We start from the raw sequence: 13,152 nt of genomic DNA on the forward strand, positions 1-13,152 counted from the left end.
TATACCTTGCCACCTACTGAACATATTTGAACATATTTCTAGTGAGTACCCAGCATTGGCGTACTTAGCCATTCCCTTGCCTACGGGAAAACTGATGCTACGGGTTGCGCCTAATTTGAAGATGCTCTGCGTTTCACGTACCACTACTTTCTCCCGTCTGACCCCAGAAATGCCGCCAGTGTGAACCGGATGGTGTACGTGATGGAAGTTCTGATAAATCATTTTTGAGATAGTGAGCCAAAGTATGTTGGATCTATATTAATTAAATCACCATAAACACTATTCGGCGTACAATATAGTGTCTTTATTACATGTTCACCTTTCATTATATTCAATGATGTGGTTGATTCGTGCTCCTCTGAAAATTTATCAATATTAGATGTTAATTGGTAAGAGTATGCGCCATTTTTTACCTCTACTGAGTTGCTCAACCCACCCCCTTCAGGATCTTCTAAATATATTTGCACATCACTTTTCTTTCTAATTATCTCTAACTCTGGCTTTGAATTTTTCTTTCCAAATATGTATTTTATGTTTTCACCATCTCTATACAGAGATACTTGTTTATTGTTGTCTGTCGTGCATTTGAATACCAAGTCCTTAGCATTGGCATTCATGCTAAATACAACAAGAAAGGCTGGAATTATTACGTTAATTTTCACTTGTCTCTCCTGAGTTGGTTTGATTCCGGTTTTTCAATTGTTAACTGTTGATTTGAGTCTGGGAATTTCATTTCAGTAAGTACCGATATTGCGTTGCCATAAACACAACATCTGGTATCAAAAGCATTGATCCCAGAGTAGCCGGTTTTGCCAACTTCACTTGGAAGGTTAACTGCTGCGCTTGCGTTCCAAAACGAGTGACTACGATAGTATACTTTTACACCTCGATTAGTTCTAATGCTACACCTTTCTAGAACGTGAGGGTTGTCAGCATATTTAGCCATTTCCCTGGATACCCAGTAAAAGCCAGCACTGTCAGTAGCCTCATAATCCGGCGACTCTACATTACCTCGCCATTCAATTACATTTGCAGGAAGATTACTATTCTCTGCATCCGAAAGATGGTTGTCTGAGTATCTTAAATTTCTATGTTTATATAGACGCTCGTATTCAAATGAAAGACTCGACTTTACCCTTTCTGGATAGGTGCGACCTTTAAAACTAAAGTAATTGAAATAGTTTTCTGGATTGGTGATCTGTAATAATCCACGACCGTGCCAAGGGTAATACCAAATATTGTGGTGCCCTATAACAGCTTTTGTTCGTGGATCTCTATCTGTATATCTATACCCTTCGTAAGTTGTGCTTAACCACTTTGTTTCTTGAATGGCGTTACCAAAGAAACAGGACATTCTCAGCGGAGTTGTAACCAGATACTTTTGCATCATTTTATTTAAACTGAGATGAATATTATCTGGCACACTTCCTTTTGAATCATCAAAATGTACAGGGCTCCAAGTTATCTCATTTAGAGCATTTAGCGGGACAAGCTGTTTTAGCTCTGACGTACTTAGCCAGCAACACTTGCGCAAATGGCTGATAAATGCAACAGGGTGGAAATGCCAAAGTCGGCCTGTGCCAAGTGCGCCTGTATCAAAGCACAGAGCGAAAGCATGCTCCTTGATTTTGCTGTACTCCGTATCCGACATGATGGGGACATCTTCGCTGCCTTTTTTCAGCCAGGCATAGCGCTGGTCAAAGGTGGCTGCATTCCATTCCAGCGGAAAATGGCAGACAAGCTTGCTGCTCAGTTCACTGAGTTGCCCGTTTTTCTGTAAATCCGCAATGAGTGGGGAATTACACTGGCTGTTATTGTCCGTGTCATCGTCCACCATCCACCACCCTGTCCAGTGGGGAAAGTCGGCATCACTAAATTTTTTTATGCCAGTAGATGCAAGGTTAACCATTCCCTTACCTCCGGGAAAACTGACGGTACGCCACAGCGGAGCGCTGGCAGGTGTCAGGGTTTCATGTTCGGTGTTGATGACCCGCCCGAAGCGAAGGAGTTCGAACCCGGCTGACGGGTTTTGTGGATACAGACGGCATGCAGTACGGTAAAGACTGTATTCATAGCCAACAGGCTTTCCGTCCTTATTTTTTTCGCTATCTGTATCCACCAGGGGAGCGCCCACCATGTCATAAACAAAATCACTGCCCGAACTTTTCCGACGCGTAAGCATCGTACAGCTACCTTTTTCAAAATTCATACTGACGAAAAGCGGGGTTGTACTGGTGTGAATCTTATTCAGATTGCCTGTATCAGGTGAACCTGCATCGGCTACCTGCTCATAAAACGGCGTTCCCGAAGGCAGATAAAAATGTATATCACCGTATACGGTGTCCGTTCTGCCGTCTGTCGCAATATTCAGCCCCGGAGTGGTGCGGCCGGTTATCTTCATCATGTTCTCATCGTCACAGAATACCTGAAAATGGAAGGCATTCGCGCCATCCACCATGCCACTCTGTCCAATGACATCCTTGCGCCAGATTTTGGCCCCTTCCACGATGGCTGGGGCCAGCCGCTCCCGCAGATGCATGTACAGGGAATAGAAAACAATTCTGCCGCTGTCTCCGCTACCAATCGCGGTTTCATGCTTTAGCAGCACATAGCCGTCATCTGTTTTTCCGTTGTAGTTCAGCGGGAACGCATCGCGCTTTTCCAGACCTGAAGGTTTGCGAAAAGAAACCACCACACCATCAGCAATAGCCCGGAGCATTTCCGGGCGGCTGGTTGCATCGGTATGGGTGACATGCACGCCACCATGCCAAGAACTATGTGTATTCAGCGGAAAGCTTCGGTGTGCATCGATGGGAAGCATATTGTTTACCCAGGTATAATCACTGTCACCAGCGTTCTGTTCACGGATAAAGGGCGGGCTGATAATCATGATGACTTCCTGTCTGTGTAGCGGGAAAATCCCTGTTTTTCGTATGTCTAATTACGATAGCGTACTGAAAGACTGAGAGAAAAGGCAAAAAGAGCGACAACTGGATTTAGCTACTAACGATGCCCATTTTTGATTAAAAAGATACTGTTTTGAGGGCATTTTCTATGTCCTATGAGTTTCGATATATCAGATAGTTACTTAACTAATGTAAGCTTTCGTTCTAATAGATTTCAGCCCCCAGCAGGGGCTTCGAAAAAAGCACTGGGTCGGATAACCGGTACGCCAACCCTGTCTGGTTCACTACCAGTGAGCCTAGCGTTGCCCAACCCGAACGCTTCGTTCCGATTGGGTAAACCTTTCGCGTCCAGCCAGAGCAAAAATGGTGCGCAGGTCGGCCATCTCGTTTTGTAGCGTGCGTGGCGTAATGCCTGCTTCCCGTCGCGCCATCACGTAGCTTTCGATATGTGACGATTTCAGATGCTGGAGATCCTGAATCTGGATATTCAGCTTGTGCAGATGCTGGCTTAAACGCCCGGCGATGCGGAGGCAATCATGGACTGTTTTAAAACTGCCGCCAGCCAGCAGGGCAAGTTTTTCCATGCGTTTTGTTAGTTTCGACATAGCTACTCTCCACTCAATTCCCCGATGCGCGGTTGGGCACAGCGTGCTGTGCTGAACGATACCGGTGCGCCGGAGAATGCGCGGATGAGGTATGACGGGGTACGGTGATGCACGAATGCAGCCGCCTGCTCAGGCAGGTATATCCCCACAGATAAAATGACCTGTCCTCCGGTATCGGTCCGGTAGTGCTGGTTTCTCCTCCTGGTAAGTGAATTTCTGACATCTGTTTGAGTGTCAGCCTGTTTGTTGCAGTGGAATTGCAGGCAGTAGCTGGGTTGAAGCTGATCTGCGCGCTGGCGTCACTTTCACTCGCTTACGCTCTTAAAAGTGACGCCGCGTTTTGTAAATTCAGCAGGAAGTTCGGACGCAAAGCCTTCGGCAATGCCGTCCGACTTCTCTACAGCGTTCTGTCTGTCGCTACGCTTGCAACAGGGTAGCGATAAAGGGGGTGGTCACCTGTATCGAGACAGGAGGTCAGTTTCAGACCACGCTTCGTTCCCTGATCGACCGGCGGGCTGACCGCCAAAGGCGCTTCTTACAGGTCGCAGTTCGTCTTAGAACAGGAAGCTTTTAGGGGGACTGCTATGAGTTGGGGATAGGGTAGATCTGGGGAAGGGGGAAAGCTGCGGGAAAATGTTTTTAGAATTTAGAAATTTATAAAAGAAAGGAATTATGATGTGCAAATTATTTATGACATCAAAGGGAGGGCTTTTAATAAGCACAGAGAGGTATCGAGCCTCTCTATGCTAACTAAGATATTAAATAATCAATGCTCTCTCAATAAATTTCCGTTCTAACCTACTTAGTGTTTTATTTAAAAAATAAATATTCTTTATATATTCGATGCATTTATTTATATCTACAATCGCGTCATCAGGAAAATTGATTTTTTGTAATATCTGAAGTGGAACGCCCATTTCTTCTAGTGCGGATATGTTACCCGGTAAGTGAAATTTTTCAAAAATATTAATAATAAAACTATAATCAGCAGTTAAGTTCAATTTTCTTTTTTGGCTTATGAAATTGATTATATCTTGTTGCAAAGCCAAAGATTTAGGTATTGAATAAGAAAATACATTTCTGATTATTTTTAACTCTCTATTTATAAGTTCCGAAATTTCTGGCTCTGAGATTTGGCTATTTATGATTCTACTTAATTGAGAGTCAAAATATGTTTGATGTGTTTCCGCGCTTATATATGAAAATAACATTCCGCTTATATGCTCGATCTCAGTAGATACCGAATTTCTTGTAAATGTTTGTCGGGATGTAATCAGTAAATTTTTGCTGATCTGGTTCATTGCTTTTTTATCAGGATATCTCTGGAAGCACAAATCCGAAATTTCACTGTCTTTTAACCAGTCAATTTCATTGAATAACTCTAAAACTTTATTGATTTCATATGAAGCATGTTTTTTTATTATTTCTTTAGGGAGCCTATTTTCCGATAAATACTCTTCCAGTCTATTTTCAGAAAGGCTAGATACGTGTTCGTCTTGCATACCAGCTATGAGATTTAGAGGCGTTGTGTCGTCTTGTAGTCCTATTGGTATTTCAACTATACTGTCTTCTATTTTTCCCTCAGGAGATTCTTCAAGACAATGAACATTTCCAATGAAATGTTGTTTCATACGTCCCGCTCGTCCTTTTATATTATTATGTGTAAATTTATCAATGCTATTGTTCCCATCTCTGTTATCATAAATAATCACATGTTGAGCATTGGTATTAACTCCTTCAATTATTGTAGAGGTACAAATTAATATATTCACCTTTTTATTATTAAACAAATCAATTGTATATTGTTGAATTGCTCTAGGCAGAGTTCCATAATGTAGACCTATACCATGTCTGATTGCCTTTGTATAAACCCAAAATTGAGAATAATATTTTTCCAACCAAAGTGAGTATTCCTCTTCATTAGTATCTGATGATACCCCTGATTTTATTAAAAAAGAAGCAATAGATTCTGCAACCTTTGGCGATTTACAGTATATTATGAATTGACCATTATTTTTTTCTATAATACTAAGTGTTGTTAATTGTTTTAATGATTCATTATTAGGCAGTATATTATATTCAAAAACATTCAAAGCAACGGTGTTAAAATCTGATGACAGGAAAATAAAATCTTCATTAATGTTATTAAGGCCACGAAGAAAATCAATATTAGGTCCTATCATATAAAACTGTTTTGAAACAGTAAGTAACTTACTTAATGCGACATTTAACGATATTACTCGCTCATCATAATATTTTTCACTGGTTTTGTTCTTGAATGATAATTTATAAAATTCATCGATAACAAAGATGTCTACCTCATTTAAGTCTTCACGCTCGTTAACTCTCTCTTGAGTTAATATATATATTGTTTTCTCATTGTTTCTTTCTTGTGCAGAGTGATATATTATCTCATATATGTTTGAGAATTTTTTGTGTAATCTTCTTCTTGTTTCATCAATTAGAGCTATTGTAGGTACAACAATTACTATTGTATTATATTTTTCACATGAAACTAATGAGTCAATAATTATACTCTTGCCCATGCTGGTTGGTGCACTGAGGGCAAGGTTAGCGCCATTCATTAACAAATGGAATACAGTCATTTGCATTGAATGAAAAATAAAATCATCACTATTTGGTGAGCGATATATTTCAGTGGCTAATTTTTCATCTGAGTCTAAATCGTCAAATTCACTGTATAAATATGGGTATAAACCAGATTTTCTGATCATTGCTCTTAGTTGTTTTATATGATGAGAAAATTTACTTTTTTCATTTAATGCTCGAATCGTAAGATCACGACCTTGTGTCTTTTGGACTGGATTATCTAATAATGTATTTATTGTTTTTATATATTCAAAGGCATCGAAATGTTCATTATCAGCAGATAAATTGTTTTTCGCTATCTCATATAAATTATCCATTTATATCACCAACCATTTTATTTTTGAAGGAGTCCACCAAACTATCAATACAAGGCAATGGATACATATATATTATAAAGTTTAAATCTATAACGGAATCATGGTTATGAATTAGTTCTTCGATGATGCTTTTAAACTTTAATAAAACTTCTTCCTTTAGATTTTCTTCATAATCTTTTTTAACTTCTAATGTCTGGGTTTCGCTAATGTATCCAATAAAAACAACGAAATATATTCTAGATAAATGATCAGTTATTGATGTTGCTGGGTCCAGTACACAATTAACATCATGTTTAACTAAATACTCATCTGATTTTATGTCTAATATTATTTTTCTTTGTGTGTCACATGTTACATCTACGAAAGAAAGAACCTTAGATGCAAATAAACTAACTGTTTTTTCTATACTTCCATCACACCAAAAACTCAGACCGAACCACATCTCATCTGGATCGTTTTCTCTAATTACTATATGAATATTATCGAAATCGATCATATCCCCTTTCTTTTCAGTGTAAAGATGAGCAGGAATTGGTTGGCTTGAACAATGGTGCCGAACTAAAGAATGTAGTAAAACTCGAGAAATTATATTTTTAATATCATGATTGTTCTCGCTGATTGTTTTATAAACATCCCGCACTCTGGAAATCATATTTGTTGGAGTGATTGTAGATAACTCTTCTGGTCTAAGTAGTAACTCTGGAAGCCACTGTACTAAATTTGTAGAAATGAAATCAAATCGATAGCTCAATCTATTATAAGACTGATAATAGCTTGTGCCGCTAATAGTATCAATCTTGGAATCTTTTAATTTATTTAATTCATTCAATATTGTTGGTAAGTTATTAGATTTTGTTTTGTACACTTTATGCGGTTTTTCTTCGCTAATACGTTCTATTTCAGCTTGAAACCATGTAATCAGATCCACTCTAAAATATGTTTTATCTTTACTTAAAAATTCTTTTTTAGATAATGTGCTTAGTTTAGTTACTTTAGCCAAAATAGAGTTTAATATAATTTCATTATCATGATTCGGGTCAAGATAAAATCCATTTTCACTAGCACATTTCATTATATTACTTAAACATAATAATTTAATGTGGTCACTGTTATGAAATGTATTCCATTCACAATTATCCACCCAATATGCAATGTCGTTATTATTATTTGATCTAAATTCTTTTATTTGTCTTGTAATTGAGTTAATTAATTTATCTCTCTGTGATGTTTTATCAAATCTTTTATCATGTTCAATCTTTAAATAAAGCAGTGTCGAATCAACATCTCTGGTGCTGATTATTCCAAACATTGCCTTAAATTTATCTGACGAATCACATGTTAATGATTTATGAACAATTGAATCTTGATTATAACGATTAGAATCTTTCTTTTTGGTACGCTGGCAGAGTTCTTTAGTGCTCCATTTTTTATCACCATCAGTTGTTTTTATTTGAATAAAACGAACATGATTTTCATAAATTATATCTACATCGTCTTTAACTTCACAACATACGCCTTTAATTCGTTTATCGCGAAGCATTTCGGTTACATATAAGGCAGCGACATAATCCTGAAATAAAAAACCTTTTTTTGCCCCAACGCCGCCAGAATTACTATTGTCCATGTTATCCAAGCCCATGGTCATGTAGAGTTCCTTTTTTATGTATATAAAAACAGTGCTGTGTATGCATACAACTATATTTGCAATAATAACAACGATTTAAGTACATATAGTTCAGATTGTCCACATAAAACCCCTTCATTTGTAAGCTTCTAGTGCTTAAACCTATATAACCAGTATTTTCTCACTGGTTTAATTTTATTGGCAGCCTTATGAGATCTCATAAGCCTACCCAAACTTCCCGATAACCACCTGCCGCCCCACCTCAATCTGCGCATCAACAAAGTCCGCCCAGGACTGAAGCATCTCCCGGCGCTGATTCAGGTACTCCGTACGGTTGTAGACACCGCGAACGCCGCCGATCTTATGCGCCAGACATTTCTCTACCCAGTCGGAGTTTTAGCCTTGCTCATTTAGCAATGTGCTGGCAGTACGCCGGAAGTCATGAATAACAAAATCCCTGACGTCCAGATCCAGTGTACGCACCGCACAGTTAAGTGTTGTTTTGGAGATCGGGCGTCGGTGGTCGTTTCGGCTGGGGAAGACGTAAGAGGAATCTCCGGCCAGAAATTTTAGCTCTTCGAACATCGACAGCGCCTGCTTTGACAGCGGAACAATATATGGGTTATCCATCTTCATTCTTTCGCCGGGGATACGCCATTCCAGCGCGTTGAAGTTAACTTCACCCCATGTCGCTTCAATCAATTCGATTTACGCACCATGCAGATGATCGGCAGGTGCAGGGCCAGCTTGTGGCGTCGGTTCATATTAGAGATGTAGATCCCCCGTGGCAGGATGCCGATCTCTTCTGCTGTTAGCGCCACGTCTCGGCTTGTTGCTTGTGCAATATAGCGGCTGACGGGTTGTTGAATATGATTCCCCTGGAAATCGCATAGGCCAGCATGCGTTTAAGCACGTTTCGCGTCAGTAGCTCGACGTGATCCGAACCTCGTTGCTTGATAAGGTCGAGCACGACCTGAATATGGGCGGTTGTGAGTTCTTCGAGTTCCAGCTTCCCGATGATGGGAATGATGTCCTTCTCGATAACGCGAGTGACGTTGCGCGGATCGCGGTTACTTTTTTCAACGATATCGGTCAGCCAGCGTTTGGCGAATGTTTTGACTGTCGTTGGGTCTTTCTGTTTAAGCTTTTCTTCCTGCTTTTTCTGCGAGGGATTGATGCCATGGGCAACCATTGAGCGGCACTTTTCACGCCAAAGCCGCGCTTCTGCAAGTGAGAAAGTAGGGGATTCGCCCAGTGTGATATTTTTCTGTTTGTTAATTTTGAGATGGGTACAATTTCAGGACACAAAAATCGCGGATGAACCCGTACGACAACGGACCAGTACGAAAAGTAAAAACCCGCCTTAACAGATAGTTAATGCGGGTTAGTGAACGTTCACGGACGAGGATGGACTAAAACTTACTTACCAATACAGAAGCTCGAGAAGATCCGTCCCAGCAGATCGTCCGACGTAAACTCCCCGGTGATCTCGCTCAGATTCTGCTGTGCCAGACGCAGCTCTTCCGCCAGCAGCTCGCCCGCCCACGCGCCGATCAGCTGCGCTTTACCCTGGACAAGGTGGTTAGCCGCCTCTTCCAGCGCCTGCAGGTGACGGCGACGCGCCAGGAAGCCGCCTTCCATGCTGGTGTCAAAGCCCATGCTCTGCTTGAGATGATTGCGCAGGTCGTCCACGCCTTCACCGGTCCGCGCCGACAGGCGAATCAGTGAGTGACCATTCACATCGCTGATACCGAGCGTTTCGCCGGTCACGTCCGCTTTGTTACGCACCACGGTGATCGGCAGTTTGGCCGGCAGGCGGGCAATAAAGTCCGGCCAGATCTCTGCCGGGTCAACGGCGTCGGTCGTGGTGCCGTCCACCATAAACAGCACGCGGTCGGCCTGCTCGATCTCCTGCCAGGCGCGTTCGATACCGATGCGCTCAACCTCGTCGCTGGCATCGCGCAGACCGGCGGTGTCGATGATGTGCAGCGGCATGCCGTCGATGTGGATGTGTTCGCGCAGCACGTCGCGAGTGGTACCGGCAATGTCGGTCACGATTGCCGCTTCACGGCCCGCCAGGGCGTTCAGCAGGCTCGATTTCCCGGCGTTAGGGCGTCCGGCAATCACCACCTTCATCCCTTCGCGCAGCAGGCTTCCCTGGCGCGCTTCGGCGCGAACGGCGTCGAGATCGGCCATCACCTGGTTGAGCTGGGCTTCGATTTTGCCGTCAGAGAGGAAGTCGATCTCCTCGTCCGGGAAGTCGATAGCCGCTTCCACGTAGATGCGCAGGTGAGTAAGTGCTTCCACAAGGTGATTCACACGCGCGGAGAATGCCCCCTGCAGCGAGTTCAGGGCAGAGCGGGCCGCCTGCTCGGAGCTGGCGTCGATCAGGTCAGCAATGGCCTCAGCCTGCGCCAGGTCGAGCTTGTCGTTGAGGAAGGCGCGTTCGGAGAACTCGCCCGGCTTCGCAATGCGCAGGCCCGGCAGGGTCAGGATCCGTTTTAACAGCAGGTCGAGGATAACCGGGCCGCCGTGGCCCTGAAGCTCCAGCACGTCTTCGCCGGTGAAGGAGTTAGGGCCGGGGAACCACAGCGCAATGCCCTGGTCCAGCGGCGTGCCGTCGGCATCTTTAAACGGCAGGTAATCAGCGTAGCGCGGCTTTGGCAGTTTACCCAGCACCGCTTCGGCCACCTCGCGCGCCTTCAGGCCGGAGATGCGCAGAATGCCTACACCACCGCGTCCCGGTGGGGTTGCCTGGGCGACGATAGTGTCGTTATGGCTCATGGTTGCTCTCGTTCAATACAAATAAAAAAGGCGGTCAATCGACCGCCCTTATTTTAGCGTTAACTTATCGGATCAGGACTTTTTCTTTTCGCGGCTATGCAGGCCACGTTTTTCCAGACCACGGTAAATCAGCTGCTGCTGGATGATGGTCACCAGGTTGCTGACGATATAGTACAGCACCAGACCTGACGGGAACCACAGGAAGAACACGGTGAAGATGACCGGCATAAAGGTCATGATCTTCTGCTGCATCGGGTCGGTCACGGTGGTCGGCGACATCTTCTGGATGAAGAACATCGTCACGCCCATCAGGATCGGCAGGATGTAGTACGGGTCCTGTGCGGACAGGTCATGGATCCACAGAGCGAACGGCGCGTGGCGCAGCTCAACGGAACCCATCAGCATGTAGTAAAGCGCAAGGAAGATTGGCATCTGAATCAGCAGCGGGAAGCAGCCACCCAGTGGGTTCACTTTCTCTGCTTTATACAGGGCCATCATTTCCTGGCTCTGACGCTGTTTGTCATCGCCCAGACGCTCACGCATTGCCTGAATCTTCGGCTGCAGCATGCGCATCTTCGCCATGGAGGTGTACTGCGCTTTAGTCAGCGGGTACATGATGCCACGAACGATGAAGGTGATAACGATGATGGAGAAGCCCCAGTTACCCAGGAAGCTGTGGATGAACTTCAGCAGCTTAAACAGCGGCTGAGAGATGAACCACAACCAACCGTAATCCACGGTCAGATCCAGGTGCGGCGCAACAGCGGCCATTTTGTCCTGAATTTCCGGGCCGACCCACAGGGTGCTTGCCAGCTTACCGGTTTGACCCGGCTGTACCAGAACCGGCTGAGATTTGTAGCCGATGGCTGCAATACCGTTGCCCAGGTTCGCGGTATAGAAGTTGTTGGTACCGTCGTTATTTGGCACCCACGCAGTGGCGAAATACTGCTGCAGCATTGCCACCCAACCGCCTTTAGCGCTGACGTTCAGGTTTTCGTTATCGGCAATGGTGTCGAATTTGTATTTCTCATACTTCGCGTCTGGCGTGGAGTACGCCGCGCCGCGGAAGGTATGCAGCGCAAAGTTGCTGCTTCCGGTGTCACGGTGAGACGGCAGATTGATGGACTGCTTCAGCTGACCGAAGGTGGACAGTTCCAGCGGTTTCGCACTGGCGTTCTGTACGCTGTAGCCCACGTTCACCGCATACTCACCGCGCTTCAGGGTGAAGGTTTTGGTGAAGGTGTTGCCTGCGGCGTCGGTATAGGTCATCGGGATAACGAGTTCGTTCTGGCCATCAGCCAGCACAAAGGTGTCATTCTCGACGGTATACAGTGGACGCGCACCGTTAGCCGGGTTATCCGGGCCATCACGACCGGTCAGGCCGCTCTGCGCCTGGTAGATAAACTCAGGCGTGGTTTCCAGTAACTGGAACGGTTCGTTAGACTTCAGCTCTTTCGGGTAGGTCAACAGCAGCGCCTGCTCAACATCACCACCACGGGTGTTGATTGTCAGCTCAAGCACATCGGTCTTAACCGTAATCTGTTTCCCCTGGCCACTGGCCGGTACGCCCTGGTCGGCGGCGCTACCCGCTGCGGTGGTCGTAGTCTGCGTGGTCTGCTGCTGGGGTTGAGGATTTTTATCCTGCTCCCATGCCTGCCAGATCATGAAAGACACGAACAACAAAGCGATGATAAGAAGATTGCGTTGCGAATCCATCGTTAGTGTTCTCTGGTATCAAAGGGTCCTGGAGGGACGGGGTCGTCTCCACCGGGGTGTAAAGGGTGGCATTTTAATACGCGTTTCACCGTCAACCAACTGCCTTTTATCACTCCAAACCTGCGCAATGCCTCAATTCCGTAGCTTGAGCATGTTGGTGTGAAACGGCAGTGCGGCCCGAGTAGCGGACTAATCAGGCGTTGATAGACCCGAATAAGGGCTATCAGGACCCGTGAGCCAGGCGACAGTGGCGGCGCCATAATTTTTCCAACGCTTCCGAGAGAGCACGGTTATCGAGGTCGGCAACCCCCTTTTTAGCCACCACCACGAAATCCATTGAAGGCAGTTCGTGCTGACGTAAACGGAAGCTTTCACGCGTCAGACGTTTAATCCGATTGCGTTCATGCGCACGCTTAACATTTTTCTTGGCGACTGTGAGACCGATGCGGGGATGCCCCAGCGAATTTTGGCGGCCGAGGATGGTGATTTGCGGCGTGCCAGCCCGTAGTGGCTGCTGGAAGACGAAAGTGAAATGAGCGGGAGTTAACAAACGTAACTCCCTGGGAAATGCTAGCTTAACCACTCAGGGG

General features: G+C 44.8%; 9 protein-coding genes and 1 pseudogene. All 10 read right to left on the reverse strand.

The genetic code is table 11. From position 1 onward, the window contains the following. Positions 1–218: 218 nt before the first annotated feature. Positions 219–662 (reverse strand): hypothetical protein, encoded by a 444-nt coding sequence (locus tag ACW9E7_RS20485; protein ID WP_458728278.1) that lies wholly within the window; start codon positions 660–662, stop codon positions 219–221. Further along, on the reverse strand, positions 659–2,890 hold the full coding sequence (locus tag ACW9E7_RS20490) for a M23 family peptidase (protein WP_458728279.1): 2,232 nt from the start codon (positions 2,888–2,890) through the stop codon (positions 659–661). The genes ACW9E7_RS20485 and ACW9E7_RS20490 overlap by 4 nt, the downstream gene beginning before the upstream one ends. Before the next feature lie 312 nt (positions 2,891–3,202). Continuing rightward, a complete protein-coding gene (locus ACW9E7_RS20495; RefSeq protein ID WP_458728280.1) occupies positions 3,203–3,511 on the reverse strand; it encodes a phage integrase N-terminal domain-containing protein in 309 nt (102 codons plus the stop codon). Positions 3,512–4,269: 758 nt separating this feature from the next. After that, positions 4,270–6,438 carry a DEAD/DEAH box helicase gene (locus tag ACW9E7_RS20500; protein WP_458728281.1) on the reverse strand — a complete coding sequence of 723 codons (2,169 nt, stop codon included), beginning with the start codon at positions 6,436–6,438 and terminating at the stop codon, positions 4,270–4,272. After that, positions 6,431–8,083: a dsDNA nuclease domain-containing protein gene (locus ACW9E7_RS20505; protein ID WP_458728282.1), complete on the reverse strand. Its 1,653-nt coding sequence runs from the start codon at positions 8,081–8,083 to the stop codon at positions 6,431–6,433. Before ACW9E7_RS20505 ends, ACW9E7_RS20500 begins: the two co-directional genes overlap by 8 nt. Positions 8,084–8,287: 204 nt before the next feature. Then, a pseudogene (locus ACW9E7_RS20510) lies at positions 8,288–9,338 on the reverse strand (tyrosine-type recombinase/integrase); the annotation flags it as partial. Between the two features lie 143 nt (positions 9,339–9,481). Further along, entirely contained in the window at positions 9,482–10,846 is a 1,365-nt protein-coding gene (gene mnmE / locus ACW9E7_RS20515) for a tRNA uridine-5-carboxymethylaminomethyl(34) synthesis GTPase MnmE (protein WP_024907875.1), read from the reverse strand. A 72-nt stretch (positions 10,847–10,918) separates the two neighbouring features. Then, complete coding sequence (gene yidC / locus ACW9E7_RS20520) at positions 10,919–12,562, reverse strand: membrane protein insertase YidC (protein ID WP_115876769.1); 1,644 nt, start codon at positions 12,560–12,562, stop codon at positions 10,919–10,921. 2 nt (positions 12,563–12,564) lie between these two features. Next, entirely contained in the window at positions 12,565–12,822 is a 258-nt protein-coding gene (yidD, locus tag ACW9E7_RS20525; RefSeq protein ID WP_001307474.1) for a membrane protein insertion efficiency factor YidD, read from the reverse strand. Beyond that, on the reverse strand, positions 12,786–13,145 hold the full coding sequence (rnpA, locus tag ACW9E7_RS20530) for a ribonuclease P protein component (RefSeq protein WP_032640303.1): 360 nt from the start codon (positions 13,143–13,145) through the stop codon (positions 12,786–12,788). The genes yidD and rnpA overlap by 37 nt, the downstream gene beginning before the upstream one ends. Positions 13,146–13,152 lie beyond the last annotated feature (7 nt).

The sequence above is a fragment of the Enterobacter sp. H2G27 genome, assembly GCF_054403075.1.